Raw genomic sequence first — 20,159 nt, 5'->3', positions numbered from 1 at the left:
TAACGGCGTGCCTTCGCCGTCTACGGAACCTTGACACCCCAATTGGTCTATGCCAACCTCCGAAATGGTCTAAACCATTGATGGTCACCGCGCAACCCTCGTCCCTGGGGCGTCGGTGTTTTCCCATTTCGAGTCCCCTCCCCAGTGGGGGACTCGGTCGGTCCGCGCACCTCACGGATCCGACGGGCGAATATCGACGACTTCATACCGAACTGCGGTGCCCGACATCCTGAGGAGGATGTAGTGAAGCGTCGTCTTCTCGTCGCGGCCGGTGTCGCGGCGGCGCTGACCGGTGTTGCCGCCTGTGGATCCGACAGCAGCAGCGATGACAACAAGAAGGAAACCAAGGCACCGGGCGCGAGCGCGCCGGCCGCGGGCAACGGCAAGACCGTTCGCGTCTGGCTGATGAAGGGCTCCGCCCCCGACGACTACATCGCCGCGCTGAAGACCAAGTTCGAGGCGGACCACCCGGGCGCCAAGCTGGACGTGCAGATCCAGCAGTGGAACGGTATCGGTCAGAAGATCACCGGCGCCCTCGCCAGCAACGACGCCCCCGACGTCGTCGAGGCGGGCAACACCCAGATCGCCCAGTACGGCGCCTCGGGCGGCCTGAAGGACCTCAGCTCCAAGGTCAACGAGCTCGGTGGCAAGGACTGGCTGACCGGCCTGTCCGACCCGGGCAAGGTCGACGGCAAGACCTACGGCATCCCGTTCTACGCCGCCAACCGTGTCGTGATCTACAACAAGGACCTCTTCGCGAAGGCCGGCATCACCACGCCGCCGAAGACCCGCGCCGAGTGGCTCGACGTCACCACCCGCCTCAACACCGGCGACCAGCAGGGCATCTACCTGCCCGGTCAGAACTGGTACTTCTACTCCGGCCTGCTCAAGGACGAGGGCGCCGACCTCGCGACCAAGTCCGGCAGCGCGTGGAAGGCCAACCTCGACGGCGCCCCGGCCGTCGCCGCGGCCGGCTTCTACAAGCAGCTCCAGGCGCTCGGCAAGGCCGCCAAGGACGGCGACGAGAAGACCCAGCCCGAGGTCGTCGCGGCCGACGGCGGCAAGATCGCCCAGTTCATCGCCGTTCCCGGCGAGGCCGAGACGATCATCAAGTCGAACCCGGCCCTGAAGGACAAGTTCGGCTTCTTCCCGATCCCGGGCAAGGACGCGAGCAAGGCCGGTGCCACCCTCACCGGCGGTTCCGACCTGATGGTCCCCGAGGCGTCGAAGAACCAGGACCTGGCCTACGACGTCATCAAGCTGATCAACAGCGACGAGTGGCAGACCAAGCTCGCGCAGGCGACCAAGCAGCTCCCGAACAAGAACACGCTCGGCGGCGCCGTCACCGCCGACCCGGGCGGCGCGGCGATGATGGAGGGCGCGAAGAACGGCTTCGCCACCCCCAACTCGCCGAACTGGGCCTCCGTCGAGGAGAACAACCCGATCAAGGCGTACCTCACCAAGGTGATGACCGGTGGCGACGCGGCCGCGGCCGGCAAGGAAGCCAACGCGTCGATCGAGAAGACGCTGAACACCAAGAACTGATTCGCGACACCCGCCCGAACCGCTGAGCGGATCGGGTGATGAACAGTCCGGCCGAACGGTCGGCTCCCGCCGCGGGGTACTCCTCCGCGGCGGGACCGGCCCGGCCCACCCGGCGCGGCCCGCCGGCGGTCCCCCGTCGCCGGCTCCGCGCTCTCGCCACGTCCCGCCACCGGGCCGGACGGGCCGGAGACCCCCGACACCGAACAACGGGAAGGCAGCTGTGTCAGCCTCCAAGGCAGACGCGGTGGTCGCGACACCTACGCAGCCCCCGCGCAAGCAGGCACCATCGGGTGCCAGACGCGCATCGAAGCCCCCACGCAAGCCGTCGGGGATCGTCAAGACGGTCACCCCATACCTTCTTGTCGCGCCCGCGATCCTCGGGATCGCCTTCCTGCTGTTCTATCCGGTGGTCCGGAACGTCATGTTGTCGTTCCAGCATTACCGCTTCAAGCAGCTGATCTCGCGGTCGGCCGACTACGTCGGCTGGGAGAACTACCAGGCCGTCTTCAAGGACGACGAGTTCTGGGAGGTCACCCGGCGGACCTTCTATTTCACCGCGGTCAACGTCGTGGCGATCATGGTGATCTCCACGCTGTGCGCGCTGATGCTGATGAAGCTCGGCAAGGCCATGCGCATCGTGGTGCTGATCGGCCTGGTCGCCGCGTGGGCGACCCCGGTGATCGCGGCCACCACGATCTTCAAGTGGCTGTTCCGCTCCGACAACGGCGTGGTCAACTGGGCGCTGGTCAAGCTCGGCTTCGACTACGAGGGCTACACCTGGTTCGCGCACGGAACCTCCACCCTGACCGTGGTCACCCTGCTCATCGTGTGGCAGTCGATCCCCTTCGCCACGCTGACCCTCTACGCCGGGCTGACCACCGTGTCGACCGACGTCTACGAGTCGGCCCGGCTCGACGGTGCGGGTCCGGTGCGGATCTTCCGCTCGATCACCTTCCCGATCCTGCGCCCGATCTTCGCGCTGGTGACCTCGCTGGAAGTGATCTGGATCTTCAAGTCGTTCGCCCAGATCTGGGCGATCGCGGGTGAGAACGGGCCGATCAACGACGTCCGCACGCTGCCCGTGTACGCGTACCAGCAGGGCATGTCGCTCAAGTTGTTCGACATGGCCGGCGCGATCTCCACGATCACCGTGCTCATCCTCGTGGTGATGCTCGTCTTCTACTTCCGTCAGATGTTCAAGCAGGAGCGGGAGGCCGACAAGTGAAGGCGCGCACCCTGAAGCGGATTCCGCTCAACATCGCGGCGCTGCTGGTCTTCGCCGTGTCGATCTTCCCCGTCTACTGGATGATCCTCACCGCGTTCAAGCCGGCCAAGGACATCCAGTCGTCGACGCCGAAGTTCCTGCCGAGTTCGATCTCGTTCCACAACTTCGACACCGCGGTCAACACGCCGAACTTCTGGGACTACTGGCGCAACAGCCTGTTGGTCGCGGGCTGCGGCGTGCTCCTGGCGCTGGTCGTGGCGTGCTTCGCCGCGTTCGCGGTGGCGCGCATGCACTGGAAGGGCCGGGCGCCCTTCATCCTCATGGTGTTCATCGCGCAGATGGCGCCGTGGGAGGCGCTGATGATCCCGATGTACCTGATCGCGCGCGACAACGACCTGCTCGACTCGCTGCCGATGCTCACCGCGATCTACTTCGTGATGACGCTGCCGTTCTCGATCGTGACCCTGCGCGGCTTCCTCGGGGGCATCCCGGTGGAGCTGGAGGAGGCCGCCCGGGTGGACGGCTGTTCGCGCTTCACCGCGTTCCGCAAGGTCGTCTTCCCGCTGCTGGCCCCGGGTCTGCTCTCCACCTCGCTGTTCGGCTTCATCACCGCGTGGAACGAGTTCGCGTTCGCCAACGCGCTGCTGCTGAACAAGCCGGAGCAGCGCACGCTGCCGACCTGGCTCAACTCCTTCAGCAACGGGCTCACCATCGACTGGGGCGCCATCATGGCCGCCTCCACCCTCTTCATGCTTCCGGTGCTTGCGATCTTCCTGGTCTTGCAGGGCAAGGTCACCGGCGGGCTCACCTCCGGCGCGGTAAAGGGCTGATCAACCATGTCCGAACGTCTCGAGCGCCTGGCGCTCGCCGTCCTGCAGCCCGGTTTCGACGGCCTGACCGCACCCGGATGGCTGCGGCACCGGATCGCCGGCGGGCTGGGCTCGGTGGGCCTGTTCGGTCGCAACATCGCGACCCCCGAACAGGTCACCACACTGACCGAGGAACTGCGCAGGGAGAACCCCGACCTCATCGTCGCGATCGACGAGGAGGGCGGGGACGTCACCCGAATACACGTGAACACCGGCAGCCGCTGGCCGGGCAACCTGGCGCTCGGCGTGGTGGACGACACCGCGACCACTGAGGCGGTCGCGCGCGGGCTCGGGCGCGAGTTGGCCGCGTGCGGCGTCAACCTCAACTGGGCGCCGTCGGCCGACGTCAACTCCAACCCGGACAACCCGATCATCGGCGTGCGGGCCTTCGGCGCCGAGCCCGACCTGGTCGCGCGGCACACCGCCGCGTACGTCACCGGGCTTCAGGCGGCCGGCGTGGCCGCGTGCGTCAAACACTTCCCCGGGCACGGCGACACCGCGATCGACTCGCACCACGGCATGCCGCTGGTGGACGTCTCGCGCGAGACGCTGGCCGCCCGGGAACTGGTGCCGTTCCACGCGAGCATCGCGGCCGGCACCAAGGCGATCATGAGCGCGCACATCCTGCTGCCCGCGTACGACACCGAACTGCCCGCGACGCTGTCCCGGAAGATCATGACCGGGCTGCTGCGCGAGGAACTGGGCTACACCGGCCTGATCGTCACCGACGCCATCGAGATGGGCGCGATCGCCGACACCTACGGCATAGCCGACGGCACCGTCCGCGCGATCGCGGCCGGCGTCGACGCGGTGTGCGTGGGCGGCGGGCTGTGCGACGAGGACACCGTGCTGCACCTGCGTGACGCGCTGGTGGACGCGGTCCGCGAGGGCCGGCTCGACGAGGAGCGGCTGGTCGACGCGGCCGGGCGGGTGCACGCGCTGGCCGCGTGGGCGAAGGTCGGCGCGGCCGAGCCGGTCGACTACGCGCTCGGGCTCGACGCGGCCCGCCGGGCGGTCCGCGTGACCGGTACCGTGACGCCGATCGACCGGCCCGCGCACGTGGTGGAGCTGTCGCCCACCGCCAACATCGCGGTCGGCGAGCAGACCCCGTGGGGCCTTGCGCCGGTGCTGGCCGAGGCGCTGCCGGGGACCACGGTGACCCGGGCCCGGGCCGCCGAGCCGCAGCTGATCGACGAGGTGCTGCGCGCGGGGGCGGACCGTCCCCTGGTGCTCGTGGTGCGCAACCTGGAGCACCACGTCTGGGCGACCGAGATCGTGGCGGGCCTGCTCGCCGCGCGGCCGGACGCCGTCGTGGTCGAGATGGGCATCCCCGGAGCTGCCACTCCGGGCGCCGCCCATCTCGCCACGCACGGCGCCGCCACCGTGTGCGGGATCGCCGCCGCCGAGATCCTGACCGGCCGTCGGCTCGCCTGACGGCATTCCTCGGCAGGGGGCCGGGACGCTCGGTATCCGTTCGACACCGTGCGTCCGGCCCCCGTGAACCCGCCCGACACCGGGAGACCGGACACTGGGAAGGCGGACGTTCCCGGGGCACGACCCCGCGGATCCGCCCGACCTCCGCATTCGTATGCGGAACCGAATCAGCACGTGGAATCAACGGAAGGCCGCACCATGTCCGCCACCGACGACCGTGACGTCCTGGCACCCGACCGGGGCACCATCATGTCCGCCGAGATGGCGGAGCAGCCTGCCGTGCTGCGCCGGATCCTGGCCGAGGGCGCGCCCTCGATCCGCGCCGTCGCGGCCGAGATCGCCGCGCGCAACCCGCGGTTCGTGCTGCTGACCGCGCGGGGCACCAGCGACAACGCCGCGCTGTACGCGAAGTACCTGATCGAGGTGCTGCTCGGCAAGCCCGCCGGGCTCACCTCGATGTCCACGACCACGGCGTACGGCGCGGAGCCGGATCTGCGCGACTGCCTGGTGATCACCGTGTCCCAGTCGGGCGGCTCGCCCGACCTGGTGGCCTCCACCGAGGCGGCCCGCAAGGCCGGCGCGATCACCCTCGCGGTGACCAACAACGCCGACTCGGCGCTGGCCGCGGTGTCCGAGTTCCACATCGACGTGCTGGCCGGTCCGGAGAAGGCGCTGCCCGCGACCAAGACGTACACCGCGGAACTGCTCGCGCTGTACCTGTTCGTCGAGGGCCTGCGCGGCGGCGACACCTCGCCGGCCGACCTGCTACCGGCACTGGCGCGGGACGTGCTGGACCGCCGGGACGAGGTGGCCGAGCTGGCGCAGCGCTACCGCTTCGCGCAGCGCCTGGTGATCACCTCGCGCGGCTACGGCTATCCGACGGCGCGCGAGGCGGCGCTGAAGATCATGGAGACCAGCTACATCCCGGCCCAGCCGTTCTCCGGGGCGGACCTGCTGCACGGGCCGCTGGCCATGGTCGACAACGTCAGCCCGGTGATCGCGGTGGTGCCGGACGGCAAGGGCGGCGACGCCCTCCAGCCGGTCCTGGAGCGGCTGCGCGGGCGCGGTGCGGACCTGATGGTGATCGGCAACGCGGACCAGGTCGGCCGGGCCTCGGCGGGCTTCGTGCTGCCGGAGGGTGTGGCCGAGGAGGTGCAGCCGATCCTGGAGATCATTCCGCTGCAACTGCTGGCGTACGAGGTCACCATGGCCCGCGGTCTGGACCCGGACGCCCCTCGGGCGCTGGCGAAGGTGACCGAGACGCGCTGACGTCGACGCCCGGGGGCGGCCCCGGGGCGCGCTCGGCGAGGGCGCTTCGCGGGTCCGCCGACCCGGCCTCGCGCCGCCGGCGGCCGTCGAGCAGCGGATCGACCCGGGCCCGGACCACCACGGTCCGGGCCCGGGTCGTTTCGTCGTCCGGGCGGATGCCGGCGGGACGGATGCCGACCCCATCGGCCGGAAGGCGCTCCGGCTCCGGCGCGTACGCGGCGGGCCGCGGCGATCGGGTGCCGGATCGTGCCCGCCTCGGTGTCGCCGGCTCGATCGGCGGCGCGGTGTGCGTCGGAGCGCGGGTACCCGGAGCACCTCCGCCTCCGGGCCGACCCGGTCGAGGGCCTGTGCCCGTCCGGGGACGGCCGGCCGGAACGCGCCGAAGCCCTCGCGCCGGGCCCGGACCGGGCGGCGGCGGGTGTGGGGCGGGGGTGGTCAGACGGTGGCGGCCTCGTAGGCGACCACTCCGCCGATCCAGGTCTTGAGGATCGTCCAGTCGTCGCTCCACCAGACCAGGTCGGCCGTGGCGCCGGGGGCGATGCGGCCGAGGTCGGTGCGGCCCAGGGCGTCGGCCGGGACCCGGGTCGCGGAGGTGAGCACCCGCGCCGGCGGGTTGCCCAGGCCGATCAGGTTGCGCACGGCCAGGTCCAGGGTCAGCGCCGAGCCGGCGATGGTGCCGTCGGGGTTGCGCGGCACGTCGCCCTCGACCAGGGTCACGTCCACGTCGCCGAGCCGGTAGCGGCCGGGCGGCATGCCCGCGGCCGCCATCGCGTCGGTGACCAGCGCGGTGCGCTCGCCCGCCACGCGCAGGACCAGCGAGCAGACCGGGCCCACCACGTGGTGCAGGTCGGCGATCAGGCCGGGGGTCAGGCGCGGGTCGCTCAGCGCCGCGCCGACCACGCCCGGCTCGCGGTGGCCCAGACCGCGCTGGGCGTTGAACAGGTGGGTGACCATGGTCGCGCCCGCGTCCGCGGCGGCGGACATCTCGGCGGCGGTCGCGTCCGTGTGTCCGGCCGAGACTCGGATCCCCGCGGCGACGATGCGTCGAATGGCCTCGAGCGCACCGGGAAGTTCGGGGGCCAGGGTGACCAGCGTCAGCGCTTCGCGGACGGCGTCGTCCAGGAGCAGCCGGTCGACCAGTTCGGGAGCGGGCTCGCGCAGGTACTCCGGCGGGTGGGTGCCGACCCGGGCGGGGGACAGGAACGGCCCCTCCAGGTGCACGCCCAGATCGCGCGCGATGGGCTCCGCGGCGAGCTTGGCGCGCACCTCGGCGGCCCGCACGAGGGCCGCGGTGAGGGTGTCCAGGTCGCCGGTGATGAAGGTCGGGCAGAAGGCGGTGACCCCGGTCGACGGGAGCCGGGCGGCGACTTCACGCCAGGCGGTCGCGTCCGCGGCCACGAAGTCGTGCCCGAACGCGCCGTTGAGCTGCACGTCGATCAGACCGGGGGTGAGCACACCGTGCGGCAGCCGGAGCGTGTCGGGGCGGCCGGGCCCCTCGGTGACGCCGGTGATCCGGCCCTGCTCGACCCCCACCTCGGCCGGGCCCACGAGCTTCCCGTCCACAAGCACGCGAGGTGCCCCTATGCCGGCCACGCGTGCCCTTCCTTCCCTGCGGGACCGCTACGCGGCCGAACGTTCGGCGGCCTCCCGGTGCGGGCCGGGAGGCCGCCGCCCATTTTGGTTCAGACCAATCCCAGTTGTCTAGACCAATGTCGAGGGACATGACACGTATATCGGTGGTTATCGGGTCACGAAGTGGCGTATCGCAGCGCCGTAAGGGCCCGCTCCAGATCGGCCGACGTCAGATCCGCGCGGGCCGCGAGACGCAGTCGGGAGATGCCGTCGGGCACCGACGGCGGACGGAAGCAGCCGACCCGGACCCCGGCCTCCGCGCAGCGCGCGGCGGTGTCGAACGCGAGCCGCGCCTCACCGACGAGCACCGACGTCACCGCGCCCTCGGGCGCGGTCGCGCGCAGGCCCGCCGCCCGGGCGCCGGCCGCGAGCGCGCGCGCGTTCGCCCGTACCCGCTCGGCCAGATCCGGCTCCGCCCGCAGGATGCGCAGCGCGGCCAGGGCCGCCGCGACGCTCGCCGGGGCCAGCCCGGTGTCGAAGATGAACGACCGGGCCGCGTCGACCAGGTGCTCGACCACCCGACGCGGACCCAGCACCGCGCCGCCCTGCGCGCCGAGCGCCTTGGACAGCGTCGCGGTCAGCACCACGTCGTCGGCGCCCGCGAGCCCGGCCGCGTGTACCGCGCCCCGACCGCCCGCGCCGACCACACCGAGCCCGTGCGCCTCGTCCACGAGCAGGACGGCGCCATATCGCCGTGTGACGGCCGCGAGCTCCGCGAGGGGGGCGATGTCCCCGTCGACCGAGAAAACCGCGTCCACGGCCACCAGGGCCCGTTCCTCGGCCCGTTCCGCCAGCACCCGGGCCACCGCCTCGACGTCGCAGTGCGGGGTGATCGCCACCCGGGCCCGGGACAGCCGGCACGCGTCGACGATCGAGGCGTGGTTGATCGCGTCCGAGACGACCAGTCCGCCCTTGCCGATCAGGCCGCAGATCACCCCGAGGTTGGCCAGGTAGCCGGAGGAGAACACGAGCGCCGCCTCGGCGCCCATGTGCTCGGCCAACTCCGCCTCCAACCCGGCGTGCAGCGTCGTGGATCCGGTCACCAGGCGCGACCCGGTCGACCCGCCGCCCCAGGTGCGCAGCGCGCGCACGCCCGCCTCGATCACCCGTTCGTCGCGGGTCAGCCCCAGGTAGTCGTTTCCGGCCAGATCCAGCCCGTCGACGCTCGCCTCGCGCGGGCGCAGCCGGCGCCGCAGCCCCGCCTCCTCCCGTTCCTTCTCCCGCAGGTCCAGCCAGTCGAGCGGATGACCGCCGCCGGGGAGGGACCGGTCGGGCGTGGGCGATTCGGTGGACATCCATACCTCACGGGTGCGGCGGAGTGGGGCGGCCAGGATCGCAGGCCGGACGGAAAGTACGCTGCGTGTGTGCCCTCCATGAACGATCTCGTCCGCCGCCACGGCGCGCTGTCCGCCGCCGACCTGGAGTGGCTGCACCTGCTCGTGTCCGAGTGGCAGCTGCTCGCGGATCTGTCGTTCGCCGACCTGGTGTTGTGGGTGCCCACCGACGACGGGCAGTACGTGGCGGTGGCGCAGATGCGGCCGAACACCGGCGCCACCTCGCACCAGGACGACCTGGTCGGCGACTTCGTCCCGCGCGGCCGGCGGCCGATGCTCGACGCCGCCCTCGACGAGGGGCGGATCGTGCGCGAGGGCGACCCGGAGTGGCGCGACGACGTGCCCGTGCGGGTCGAGGCCATCCCCGTCTCGCGCGAGGGCCGGGTGATCGGGGTGATCGCGCGCAACACCAACCTGCTCACCGCGCGCACGCCCAGCCGGCTGGAACTGACCTACCTGCAAAGCGCCGCGGATCTCGCCCAGATGATCGCCGCAGGGACGTTTCCGCACGCCGGCGAACTGCTCGACATGGACGCCTCGCCGCGTGTGGGAGACGGGCTGATCCGGCTCGACGCCGACGGCATCGTGCAGTACGCCAGCCCCAACGCGCTCTCCGCCTACCACCGACTCGGCCTGACCACCGACCTGGTCGGCTGCCACCTCGGCCGGATCACCGCCGAACTGGCCCCGCACGAGGGACCGGTCGACGAGGCGATCTCCGCCGTCGCCAGCGGTTGGGCGCCGCGCGAGACCGAGGTCGAGACGCCGGCCGCGGTGGTGCAGCTGCGGGCGATCCCGCTCAAGCCGCGCGGTCAGCGGATCGGCGCGATCATGCTGCTGCGCGACGTGACCGAATTGCGCCGCCGCGAACGCGAGCTGATCACCAAGGACGCGACCATCCGGGAGATCCACCATCGGGTGAAGAACAACCTCCAGACGGTGGCCGCGCTGCTGCGCCTGCAGGCCCGTCGGATGGACGCGCCGCAGGCCCGCGCCGCGCTCGAGGAGGCGGTGCGCCGGGTCGGCTCGATCGCGATCGTGCACGAGACGTTGTCCCAGACGCTGGACGAGCGGGTGGACTTCGACGAGATCGCCGACCGGGTGTTGTCCATGGTCACCGAGGTCGCCGCCTCCTCGCTGCGGGTGCGCACCGCTCGGCACGGCAACTTCGGCGAGCTGATCGCGGAGACCGCCACGCCGCTGGCGATGGTGTTGACCGAGCTGCTGCAAAACGCCCTGGAGCACGCGTTCGAGGACCCGGCCTACGCGGATCGGGCCAACACCCTGGAGGTGCACGCGGAACGGCGGGCCGAACGACTGCTGATCACCGTCACCGACGACGGCATCGGCCTGCCCGACGACTTCGATCCGCAGACGTCCGGCAATCTCGGTCTGCAGATCGTGCGCACCCTCGTGGGCAGCGAACTCGCGGGCCGTTTCGACATGGTGCCCAATCCGGCCGGCGGCACGATCGTCAGGCTGGACGTACAACTGCGGCAGCGCCGCTGAGTGCCGCCGCCCGATCTCGGATCGGCGCGGATCCCGCGTATATGAGGAACACCCATACGGGAAAAAGCAGTTGCCCCGCCTCGGTCCGATCGGACCCCGGCGGGGCAACTGCGGTAAAGCTCTTTTGTTTTCCGGTGATCCAAGTCTCCGGAGAGTTCAGCCCGTCGTGGTGATCAGGCGGAGGCGCGGGCGCGGTTGCGGGCGGCGCGGCGCTTGAGAGCGCGACGCTCGTCCTCGCTCAGACCGCCCCACACACCCGCGTCCTGACCGGACTCGAGAGCCCAGCCCAGGCACTGCTCCATCACGGGGCAACGGCGGCAGACCGCCTTCGCCTCCTCGATCTGAAGCAGAGCGGGACCGGTGTTGCCGATCGGGAAGAACAGCTCCGGGTCTTCGTCACGGCAGGCAGCAACGTGGCGCCAGTCCATGCGGTCCAACTCCTCGTGGGTCAGCAAGGGCTTCCGGCCCCGCTGTGGCTTGTGAATGTGAACGCTTTCACGAACCCCCCGACAAGCATGGGGCCGACGGAGTCGGTCCCCAGGTTTGGCAGTGGATTCGGGCGGTGAAGATGACCTTTCGGCCACGTCCCTGCCGCCTCGTAGAGCCTTACAAACCTCGGCCGCCGATACAACCCCCTTGGGCCAGGATTTTTTAAATCATCGGTGTCGACTAGGTCACACCACTACATCGAAGGGATGAACGGGGTATTCGCGTTCGAGTGAAAGGTCAAAAGGCCCTTCCACTCACACAATCACACGCAGTGCACGGGGAACCCCCCTGAAGGTCACACTCCGATGTTCTCCCAGATGGTCCCCATCGACCTGAAGGGAAACAGGTTCTTCAGCCCGAAGAGTGAACGCATCGCAGTCGTGCAGGGACACGACGTGACGCCCGTGTGGAGCATTACCCGTGGAGCCCAGTATCTGGGCCAGATGGCGCAATGTGGGCAGTGTTGTCATCCGGGTGAGCGCGAAGAGGTCCAATCCGGTGTCATATGACGCTTGAGGACAGGGATTCAGCGGCCGATCGCGCAAAAACGTCCACGGGACCGTGTTCTGGACTATGCCGAGGCAGATTCCCCCGATCGGGTCCATGCCCGGGACCTCCAGCGTGAGCGGCCCGTGCCTGCGGGCGTCTCGACCGCCGAGGAAGTGGTGCATCGCGGAGCGTACGTACAACCCCGGGGTGGCTCGCCGGCCGCCGGCCCGGCGGTGCTCCACCTTCTCGACCACCTCGGCGTCGAAGCCGAGCCCGGCACAGAACAGGAACCAGCGCTCGTCGGCCAGGCCCAGGCCGATCTCCCGACTGCGGCCCGCGCGCAGCGCCTCGAGCAGCAGGCCGGTCGCCTCGACCGGGTCGTTGGGCAGTCCGAGCGAGCGGGCGAAGACGTTGGTACTGCCGCCCGGGACCACCGCGACCGCCGGCAGCGAGGGGGCCGGGCCCGCGGCCAGGAGGCCGTTGGCCACCTCGTTGACCGTGCCGTCGCCGCCGAGCGCGATCACCAGGTCGATGCCGTCGTCGGCCGCCTGCCGGGCCAGCTCCGCCGCATGGCCGCGGTGCTCGGTGCCGACCACGTCGAGCTTGAGGTCGCCGGCGAGCGCGTGTGCCAGCACGTCGCGGGTCCGCTCACTGGTGGTCGTGGCCTTGGGGTTCACGACGAGAAGGGCACGCATGACGACAGGGTATCTACCGGCGGGTAGGACACCCCCGGCCCGGAGTACACCGGCCCGCCGGCCCGGGGCGCACCGGCCCGAGGTTACAGTCTTGGGGTGACCGAGAGCCCTTCCGCCCAGGACCAGCCGGACCCCGCCGGGGCCCTCCCGCTCACCTGGCGCATCTGTACCGCAGTGGTCGGTGTCGAGGCGTTCGCGCTCCTCGGCTACGCCCTCTACCTGACCTTCCGCAGCGAGTTCGGCCATCCGACCAACTCGTCAGAGGGCGTGGCGATCGGCATCTACCTGCTGATCCTCGCCGCCGGGATAGTCGCCGCATTCGCCGGCATGGTGCGTGGCCGGCGCTGGAGCCGATCGCCGGCGATCACCGCCAATCTGATCGTGGTCGGCATGGGTTGGTATCTGATCAAGGCGGATCAGATGGCGATCGGGATCCTGACCATGATCGTGGGCGTGGCCACCATCGGCACGCTCGCCACCCCCGGGATGTACCAGGCGCTCGAAACGCGGCACCGGACCCGGCGGGCCTGAGCGCGCGGACACCGGCTCGGCGAAGCGCGGCGGCCCCGGACCGACATCGGTCCGGGGCCGCCGCGCTTCCACACCCGCGCGCACCTCGTATCCGGTGCCGCCGCTCCGGTGCTACTCCTCGACCAGCAGGCGCTCGCGCAACTGCGCGAGCGTGCGCGCCAACAGCCGCGAGACGTGCATCTGGGAGATGCCGACCTCCTGCGCGATCTGGGACTGGGTCATGTTGCCGAAGAAGCGAAGCAGCAGGATCTTCTTCTCCCGCGGCGGCAACTGCTCCAGGAGCGGCTTGAGCGACTCGCGATACTCGACCCCTTCCAGCGCGTCGTCCTCGGCGCCCAACGTGTCGGCGACGGCCGGCGAATCGTCGTCGGTGTCCGGCACGTCCAGCGACAGCGTGCTGTAGGCGTTCGCCGATTCGAGGCCTTCGAGCACCTCCTCCTCGGAGATCCCCAACTGCACGGCGAGTTCGGCGACGGTGGGGGACCTGCCGTTGCGCTGGGACAACTCGGCGGTCGCCGAGGTCAGCGCGAGCCGCAACTCCTGGAGTCGGCGCGGTACTCGCACCGCCCAGCCCTTGTCCCGGAAGTGCCGCTTGATCTCGCCGACGATGGTCGGCGTCGCGTAGGTCGAGAACTCGACACCGCGATCCGAGTCGAACCGGTCCACCGACTTGATCAGGCCGATGGTGGCCACCTGGATCAGGTCGTCGAGCGGCTCGCCGCGATTGCGGAACCGGCGGGCCAGGTGCTCGACCAGCGGCAGATGCATCTCCACCAGTCGATCGCGCACCGCGGCCCGGGCCGGCGGATCCGATTCGAGCTCCGCCAACCGCGCGAACAGGCCCCGCGCGACCTCGCGGTCGTGGGCGTGGCGTTCGGAACCGGCCCGCCGCCGATTCGGCACCGCGGGACCCGTGGGCCCGGCGGCTCCGGCAGGCTGCGCCGACCCCGTCGCCTCGACGCCGCCGTCCATCGTCATACTCGCGTCGCTCACCATGCCCTCACCCTCCCCTCGGCCGCGCCCGGCGGCCTCGTCGGGTGAGGCCGCGCTCGGCTGCGGTTCGTTGGCCGCGCCTTCAACACCACTGCTCACGTTTGCTCCGGCCCGCCACCGCGCTTCTTGTGCAGGCTGATGGCGACCACCTTGTCGTCGCTCACCGTGGCGTCCACCTCGCCGGCCAGCGCCGACAGGACGGTCCAGGCGAACGTGTCGCGCGCGGGTGTTCGACCGTCGGTGGTCGGCGCGGACACGGTCACGTGCAACGCGTCGCCCACCAGGTTGAACACGCAGGAGAGGATCCCGCCGGCCACCGCCTGATCGAGCAACATCGCGCACGCCTCGTCCACCGCGATGCGCAGATCCTCGATCTCGTCCAGGGTGAAGTCGAGTCGGGCCGCGAGGCCCGCCGTGGCGGTGCGCAGGACGGAGAGATAGGCACCTTCGGCAGGCAGTCGGACCTCGACGAAGTCACGCTGCCCGGTGCCGGCTTCGTCCGCGGTGTGTGCGGATCGCTGGGACACCCTCACCTCCAAGGTGCTGCTGTGGGTGGCCGCCGGAGGCGGTCACCACCGATGTCGGGGAACCCCAGCGACGCTACCGCGCCGGCCGACAACTGTCGTCATCGATGCGCGAACGTGGGCGGGAACGACCAGGGAACCGCCCACCCGACGGTACGTCACGATATGTGATTTGACGAGTACGTAGTGTACCCGACTTCGGTAATTTCGCACCGGGAGATCAGGCCGTCCCTGTACATGTGCCACAACCGACCGCGCGCCAACCCGCATATGTCAGGTATGTCGGTCGGGTTGCGGCTCCCGGGCCCGGCGTCTGGCCCGGTACAGGGCCACGTTGGCGCGGGAGGCGCATCGCTCCGAGCAGTGCCGGCGGGAGCGATTTGCGGACAGGTCCAGGAACACGTTCCGGCAGGGGAGCGCCCGGCAGACGCCGAGTCGGTCGATACCGTGCGTGGTCAACTGCACGGCCAGACCCATGCCGGCGATGGCGGCGAAGCCCTCGGCCGGGCCGACCGCGTCGCCCGCCAGGTGCAGGTGCCACGGGCTCGCGTCGTGGCCGGTCAGGCGCGGATGTACGGGGAATTCGGCGAGCAGTCCGTTCAGCGTCGCCACCGCGTCCGCCTCGCGTCCGGCCGCGGCGGCCGTGAAGACCGCGCGCAGGCGGGTGCGGACCGCGCGCAACCGGGCCACGTCGTCGTCGGTCACCCGGGACGGGATCCGCCGAACGGGTGCGATCAGCGCGGGCACGTCGTCGGGGGAGCGCAGCAGGTCCTCGCCGCGGGCCGGTTGTTCGGTGTTGACCAGGCGGACCGCGTGCTCGGCGTACGCGGAGAGGTCCAACGGCTGCCCTTCGGTCGCGGTCGCCGCCCCGATCGGCGGGCCCGTCGGCGCAGGCGGGGCGGTGGCCTCGCGAGCGGCCCGCGTCACGCGGACGATCGGCGCGCGATTCGCCCGGAACGACCTGACGGATGTGGCGGCGGTTACTGTCAGCGTACCGCCCGTGGCACTAGCGTCTGGGCCGGGTGCACCAGGGTCCGACGGGCCATTCCAAAAAGGTGGTAATCGGTTCATCGCCCCGGCGTACCCCCGTTCGGGGGGTGTGCCAAAATCGGCGTCACGGGTGACCCCCGTACCCTCAGCCGGATCATGTGCGCTGCACGAAGCGCCGATGCCGCTGAGGTATGCAGCCGGCGCTCGCGTTCCGAGAGCTGCACTTCCACCGAGCAATGTCGATGAATTCGATAAGAGGGGTCACTGTGGCAGCGGAGATCATCCCCACGGACAGCATGGCGACGGACGAACTCGATCCGGTCTTCGCCCTGCACCGGGGCGGGAAAATGGAAGTTCGCTCGACCGTCCCGGTGCGCGACCGCGACGACCTGTCGCTGGCCTACACGCCCGGTGTGGCACGTGTCTGCACGGCCATCGCGGAGAACCCGGAGCTGGTCCACGACTACACGTGGGTGTCCAACACGGTCGCGGTCGTCACCGACGGCACCGCCGTGCTCGGCCTGGGCGACATCGGTCCGGCCGCGTCGCTGCCGGTGATGGAGGGCAAGGCGATCCTGTTCAAGCAGTTCGGCGGCGTCGACGCGGTGCCGATCGCGCTCGACTGCACCGACGTGGACGAGCTGGTGGACACCATCGCCCGGCTCGCCCCCTCGTTCGGCGGGATCAATCTGGAGGACATCAGCGCCCCGCGCTGCTTCGAGGTCGAGCGCCGGCTCCAGGAGCGGGTGTCCATCCCGGTCTTCCACGACGACCAGCACGGCACCGCGATCGTGGCGCTGGCCGCGCTGCGCAACGCGGCCACGGTGACCGGGCGCGGCCTGCGCGACCTGCGCGCGGTCATCTCGGGCGCGGGCGCGGCGGGCATCGCGATCGCCAAGATCCTGATCGAGGCCGGCATCGGCGACCTGTGCGTGGTGGACAGCCGGGGCATCGTGCACGAGGGCCGCGACGACCTGACGCCGATCAAGCGGATGATCGCCGAGCTGACCAACAAGGCCGGTCTGCGGGGCGGCATCGAGGTCGCGATGAAGGGCGCCGACGTCTTCCTCGGGGTTTCCGCGGGCAAGGTGCCGGAGGAGGTCGTGGCGACGATGGCGCCCGAGGCGATCATCTTCGCGATGGCCAACCCGAACCCGGAGATCGAGCCGGACCTCGCGCACAAGTACGCGGCCGTGGTCGCCACCGGGCGCAGCGACTACCCGAACCAGATCAACAACGTGCTGGCCTTCCCGGGTGTGTTCGCCGGCGCCCTGTCGGTGCGCGCCAAGCGGATCACCGAGGGGATGAAGGTGGCCGCCGCCGAGGCGCTGGCCGCCGTCGTCGCCGACGAGCTGGCGCCCGACCGGGTGATTCCGTCGCCGTTCGACGAGCGCGTGGCGCCGGCGGTCACCAAGGCGGTGGCCGAGGCCGCGCGCCGGGACGGCGTGGCGCGCATCTGAGCCGCGGTCCGTGGATCGCGGATCGTCCGACGGCTCCTCGCCGACCGTTCGACGATCGCCGCGCGGCCACGGCTGCCGAGAGCCGAGGGGCCCACCCGGGCGGGTGGGCCCCTCGGCTCGTCGCCGGCGTCAGTAGGGTGCCTGCATGTTTGCCGTGAGTGCCGTGCGCATCGATGCCCAGGACCCGCTGTCCGGTCTCCGACTCGGGGAACGACCCGAGCCCGGCGCGGACGGGGCCCTGCCGCCGGGGTGGACGACCGTCACGGTCAAGGCCGCCTCGCTGAACCACCACGACCTGTGGTCCCTCAAGGGCGTGGGCATCACCGAGAAGCAGTTGCCGATGATCCTGGGCTGTGACGCGGCCGGGATCGACGAGGACGGCAACGAGGTCGTCGTGCACTCGGTGATCGGCGGGCTCGGGACCGACGAGCCCCGGTCGATCCTGACCGAGCGCTACGACGGCACCTTCGCCGAGAAGGTCGCCGTACCGCGCTGGAATCTGCTGCCCAAGCCCGCCGAACTGAGCTTCGAGCAGGCGTGCTGCCTGCCCACGGCGTGGCTGACGGCGTATCGGATGTTGTTCACCAACTCGGGGGCGCGGCCGGGCGGCACGATTCTGGTCCAGGGCGCCGGCGGCGGGGTGGCCACCGCGCTGGTCGTGCTCGGGAAGGCGGCCGGGTACCGCGTGTGGGTGACCAGCCGGGACGAGGCCAAGGGCGCGCGTGCGGTGCGGCTCGGCGCCGACGCGGCGTTCGCCTCGGGCGCGCGGTTGCCCGAGCGGGTGGACGCGGTGATGGAGACGGTCGGCGCGGCCACGTGGTCGCACTCGGTCAAGAGCCTGAAACCGGGGGGCACGATCGTGATCTCCGGCGCCACCTCGGGCGATCGGCCGCCGGCCGCCGAGTTGACCCGGATCTTCTTCAACGAACTGCGCGTGGTCGGCTCGACGATGGGCGACAAGGACGAACTCGCGGGGCTGCTTCGGCTGTGCGCGCATGGTGGGGTGCGGCCGGTGATCGACTCGGTGCTGCCGTTGAGCGAGGCGGTGGAGGGATTTCGGCGGGTGGCGGAGGGCGATTTGTTCGGGAAGATCGTTTTCACTGTTTGAGTTGGTTGGCTTGGTTGGTCTGGCTGGTTGCTTGACGGGTGATTCGGCTGTTGGGTGCCGGTTCCCGGTCGTCGATTCCCGGTTGTCGGTTGCGTGGGTTGTTCGGAAGGACCGTCGGATGCCGTTGTCCCGTCGCCGTGTGCTTGCCCTGGGGGCCGGTACGGGGGTGGCCGCGGGGTCCGCGGGCCTGCTCGCCGCCTGTGGCGGGCGCGAGTCGCGGTCGGGGGGCACGCTCGTGGTGGGCCTGCCCCGGCTGCCCGACGTGCTCAATCCGGTGCACTCGACGGCCGAGGCGACCCGGTGGATCGCCGACCCGGTGGTCGAGGCGCTGTACACCTACCGGGACGACACCACGATCGGGCCGGTGCTGGCCGCGGCCGACCCGCTGATCGCGCCGGACGGGCTGAGCTGGACCGTACGGCTGCGGGCGGACGCGCGCTTCCACAACGGGGATCCGTTCACCGCCGAGCATGTGGCGGCGTGTCTGCGCCGGGTGAACGATCCGGCGACGGCGGGGGATTGGGCGCCGTGGCTGGCGGGGCGGTTCGGGGCGATCGAGGCGCCGGACGCGCGGACGGTACGGATCGAGCTGCCGCGGGCGTTCGGGGCGCTGCGGGCGTTCCTGGCCTGCCTGCCGATCCCGCATCAGGCGAGCCTGGGGGATCCTCGGGCGCTGGTGGGCACCGGGCCCTTCCGGCTGGCGAGCGCGGACGGCGGTGCGGTCGTGTTGCGTCGGAACGCGGCGTACCGGGACAAGGCCGCGCCGGCGGACGCGTTGGAGTTCCGCGCCTCGGCCGATCCGGTGGCCGATCTGAAGGCGCACCGGCTCGCGGTGTACCCGCACCCGACGCCCGATCAGGTGCGGCGGCTGCGCAAGGCGGACGACACGTACGTGCAGACCGCGAGCGGGCCGGCCGACCTGGTGGTGCTGCCGAACCTGCGCCGGCCGCCGTTCGACGACGTCGCGGTGCGGCGGGCGCTGGGATTCGGGATGGATCGCACGCGGGTGCTTCGGGACGTGTACCGGGGCGACGCGGTGATCGGGCAGGGACCGCTGGGGCCGGGCAACGAGGGGTGGGACCCGGAGTACACCCCGTACGGCCGGGGGGTCAGCCCGACCGCGTCGCCGAAGCCGAGTCCGAGCGCGACGGCGGGGCCGACGGTGGAGCCGGAGCGGGTCACCGCGATGCTGGGCGAGGCGCCGGTGCCGTTGCCGCCGGGCGGCGTGCGGTTCACGCTGCTGGCGGTGGTCGGGGAGGCCGGGGAACTGCCGGACGTGGCAAGGGTGTTGGCCGAGGGATGGAACCGGGTCGGCTTCACCGTCGTGGTCGAGCGGGTGGACGCGGTGGCGTGGGCGGCGCGGCGGCGGGTCGGTGACTTCGACGCGGCGCTGGTGGATCGGCGCGGGTCGGGGTACGCGGTGGGGCGTACGGGCTTCGCGGCGTTGGCACCGGCGGTGTCGACCGGGGGCGAGAGCACGGGGTATGTGAACCCGGAGCTGGATCGGCTGGTCGAGGAGGCGTCGGCGACACCGGACAACGCGCGGCGGGCGCGGCTCACGCGGGTGGCGGGGGAGATCGTCGCGCGGGACGCGGTGGTGCTTCCCCCGGTGTATCCGAAGGCCGTGGTGGGGCGCACGGGGCGGGTCGAGTCGGTGAACACGCGGGCGTTGGCGGCGGGGCGGGTGTCGCTGGCGCGACTGCATCGGCGGGGGTAGGGGGAGCGGGCCGGGGTCGCGACGCGAGCAGCCGGGGGGCCGGGGTCGCTACGGGAGCGAAGCGCGGGCCGGGGGCGCGACGCGAGCGCAGGGCGGGGCCTGAGTTGCAACGTGGGCAAAGCGAGGGTCCGGGTCGCGACGCTGGCGCAGGGTGGGGCCGGGATCGTGCTGGTGGCGTTGCTTCTTGTTGGGCGCTCCGCGCCGGCTCGCGAGGGACCGCTTTTCTGCTCCCCCGCTTCGCTCCTCCGCAGAAAAGCGGTCCCTCGCTCGGGGCCGGGTGCCCCTCCGCTTCGCTCCGGGTCACCCGGCCCAAGTTTTGCGGCTCCGCCGCTCTCCGCGCTTCGCG

General features: G+C 71.2%; 17 protein-coding genes. 10 read left to right on the top strand and 7 right to left on the bottom strand.

Annotated features, from left to right (window positions below; translation table 11 throughout):
* The first annotated feature begins 243 nt into the window (after positions 1-243).
* From B4N89_RS09765 to B4N89_RS09745, 5 genes are all read left to right on the top strand, one after another.
* A complete protein-coding gene (locus tag B4N89_RS09765) occupies positions 244-1,545 on the top strand; it encodes an extracellular solute-binding protein (protein ID WP_078975499.1) in 1,302 nt (433 codons plus the stop codon).
* 220 nt (positions 1,546-1,765) lie between these two features.
* Positions 1,766-2,770: a carbohydrate ABC transporter permease gene (locus tag B4N89_RS09760; RefSeq protein WP_235618547.1), complete on the top strand. Its 1,005-nt coding sequence runs from the start codon at positions 1,766-1,768 to the stop codon at positions 2,768-2,770.
* Positions 2,767-3,600, top strand: a complete 834-nt coding sequence (locus tag B4N89_RS09755) for a carbohydrate ABC transporter permease (protein WP_078975498.1) — start codon at positions 2,767-2,769, stop codon at positions 3,598-3,600. The genes B4N89_RS09760 and B4N89_RS09755 overlap by 4 nt, the downstream gene beginning before the upstream one ends.
* 6 nt (positions 3,601-3,606) lie before the next feature.
* A complete protein-coding gene (locus B4N89_RS09750; protein WP_078975497.1) occupies positions 3,607-5,073 on the top strand; it encodes a glycoside hydrolase family 3 protein in 1,467 nt (488 codons plus the stop codon).
* Between the two features lie 198 nt (positions 5,074-5,271).
* Positions 5,272-6,342, top strand: coding sequence for an SIS domain-containing protein (locus tag B4N89_RS09745; protein ID WP_078975496.1), 1,071 nt, complete (start codon positions 5,272-5,274; stop codon positions 6,340-6,342).
* Positions 6,343-6,777: 435 nt separating this feature from the next.
* On the opposite strand, the gene nagA is transcribed toward B4N89_RS09745, so the two are convergent.
* Positions 6,778-7,911 (bottom strand): N-acetylglucosamine-6-phosphate deacetylase, encoded by a 1,134-nt coding sequence (nagA, locus tag B4N89_RS09740; protein WP_235618546.1) that lies wholly within the window; start codon positions 7,909-7,911, stop codon positions 6,778-6,780.
* A 179-nt stretch (positions 7,912-8,090) separates the two neighbouring features.
* A complete protein-coding gene (locus B4N89_RS09735; protein ID WP_078975494.1) occupies positions 8,091-9,269 on the bottom strand; it encodes an 8-amino-7-oxononanoate synthase in 1,179 nt (392 codons plus the stop codon).
* Positions 9,270-9,347: 78 nt separating this feature from the next.
* Here B4N89_RS09735 and B4N89_RS09730 point away from each other — a divergent pair, with 78 nt between their 5' ends.
* Positions 9,348-10,817, top strand: a complete 1,470-nt coding sequence (locus B4N89_RS09730) for a sensor histidine kinase (RefSeq protein ID WP_078975493.1) — start codon at positions 9,348-9,350, stop codon at positions 10,815-10,817.
* Positions 10,818-10,990: 173 nt separating this feature from the next.
* On the opposite strand, the gene B4N89_RS09725 is transcribed toward B4N89_RS09730, so the two are convergent.
* Entirely contained in the window at positions 10,991-11,245 is a 255-nt protein-coding gene (locus B4N89_RS09725) for a WhiB family transcriptional regulator (RefSeq protein WP_020557388.1), read from the bottom strand.
* Between the two features lie 315 nt (positions 11,246-11,560).
* On the bottom strand, positions 11,561-12,490 hold the full coding sequence (locus B4N89_RS09720) for a diacylglycerol/lipid kinase family protein (RefSeq protein WP_078975492.1): 930 nt from the start codon (positions 12,488-12,490) through the stop codon (positions 11,561-11,563).
* Between the two features lie 96 nt (positions 12,491-12,586).
* Here B4N89_RS09720 and B4N89_RS09715 point away from each other — a divergent pair, with 96 nt between their 5' ends.
* The gene (locus B4N89_RS09715) at positions 12,587-13,021 is read left to right on the top strand and encodes a DUF5336 domain-containing protein (RefSeq protein WP_078975491.1); all 435 of its coding nucleotides are present in this window, start codon (positions 12,587-12,589) and stop codon (positions 13,019-13,021) included.
* Between the two features lie 111 nt (positions 13,022-13,132).
* Here the strand turns inward: B4N89_RS09715 and B4N89_RS09710 are convergent, their stop codons facing one another.
* The 3 genes from B4N89_RS09710 to B4N89_RS09700 all read right to left on the bottom strand — a co-directional run bounded on the left by B4N89_RS09710 (position 13,133) and on the right by B4N89_RS09700 (position 15,465).
* A complete protein-coding gene (locus tag B4N89_RS09710; protein ID WP_078975490.1) occupies positions 13,133-14,017 on the bottom strand; it encodes an RNA polymerase sigma factor SigF in 885 nt (294 codons plus the stop codon).
* A 92-nt stretch (positions 14,018-14,109) separates the two neighbouring features.
* Entirely contained in the window at positions 14,110-14,553 is a 444-nt protein-coding gene (locus B4N89_RS09705; protein ID WP_379994809.1) for an anti-sigma regulatory factor, read from the bottom strand.
* Positions 14,554-14,811: 258 nt separating this feature from the next.
* Positions 14,812-15,465 (bottom strand): CGNR zinc finger domain-containing protein, encoded by a 654-nt coding sequence (locus B4N89_RS09700; protein WP_235618544.1) that lies wholly within the window; start codon positions 15,463-15,465, stop codon positions 14,812-14,814.
* A gap of 359 nt (positions 15,466-15,824) precedes the next feature.
* On the opposite strand from B4N89_RS09700, the gene B4N89_RS09695 reads away from it, so the two are divergent.
* From B4N89_RS09695 to B4N89_RS09685, 3 genes are all read left to right on the top strand, one after another.
* Positions 15,825-16,988 (top strand): NAD(P)-dependent malic enzyme, encoded by a 1,164-nt coding sequence (locus tag B4N89_RS09695; protein WP_078979235.1) that lies wholly within the window; start codon positions 15,825-15,827, stop codon positions 16,986-16,988.
* Positions 16,989-17,133: 145 nt separating this feature from the next.
* Positions 17,134-18,096, top strand: a complete 963-nt coding sequence (locus tag B4N89_RS09690; RefSeq protein ID WP_078975488.1) for a zinc-binding dehydrogenase — start codon at positions 17,134-17,136, stop codon at positions 18,094-18,096.
* Between the two features lie 118 nt (positions 18,097-18,214).
* Positions 18,215-19,813 carry an ABC transporter substrate-binding protein gene (locus B4N89_RS09685; protein WP_078975487.1) on the top strand — a complete coding sequence of 533 codons (1,599 nt, stop codon included), beginning with the start codon at positions 18,215-18,217 and terminating at the stop codon, positions 19,811-19,813.
* The last annotated feature ends 346 nt before the right edge of the window (positions 19,814-20,159 follow it).

The organism is Embleya scabrispora, assembly GCF_002024165.1.
GTDB classification, from domain to species: domain Bacteria; phylum Actinomycetota; class Actinomycetes; order Streptomycetales; family Streptomycetaceae; genus Embleya; species Embleya scabrispora_A.
This window is presented reverse-complemented; position numbering and strand designations above follow the sequence as displayed.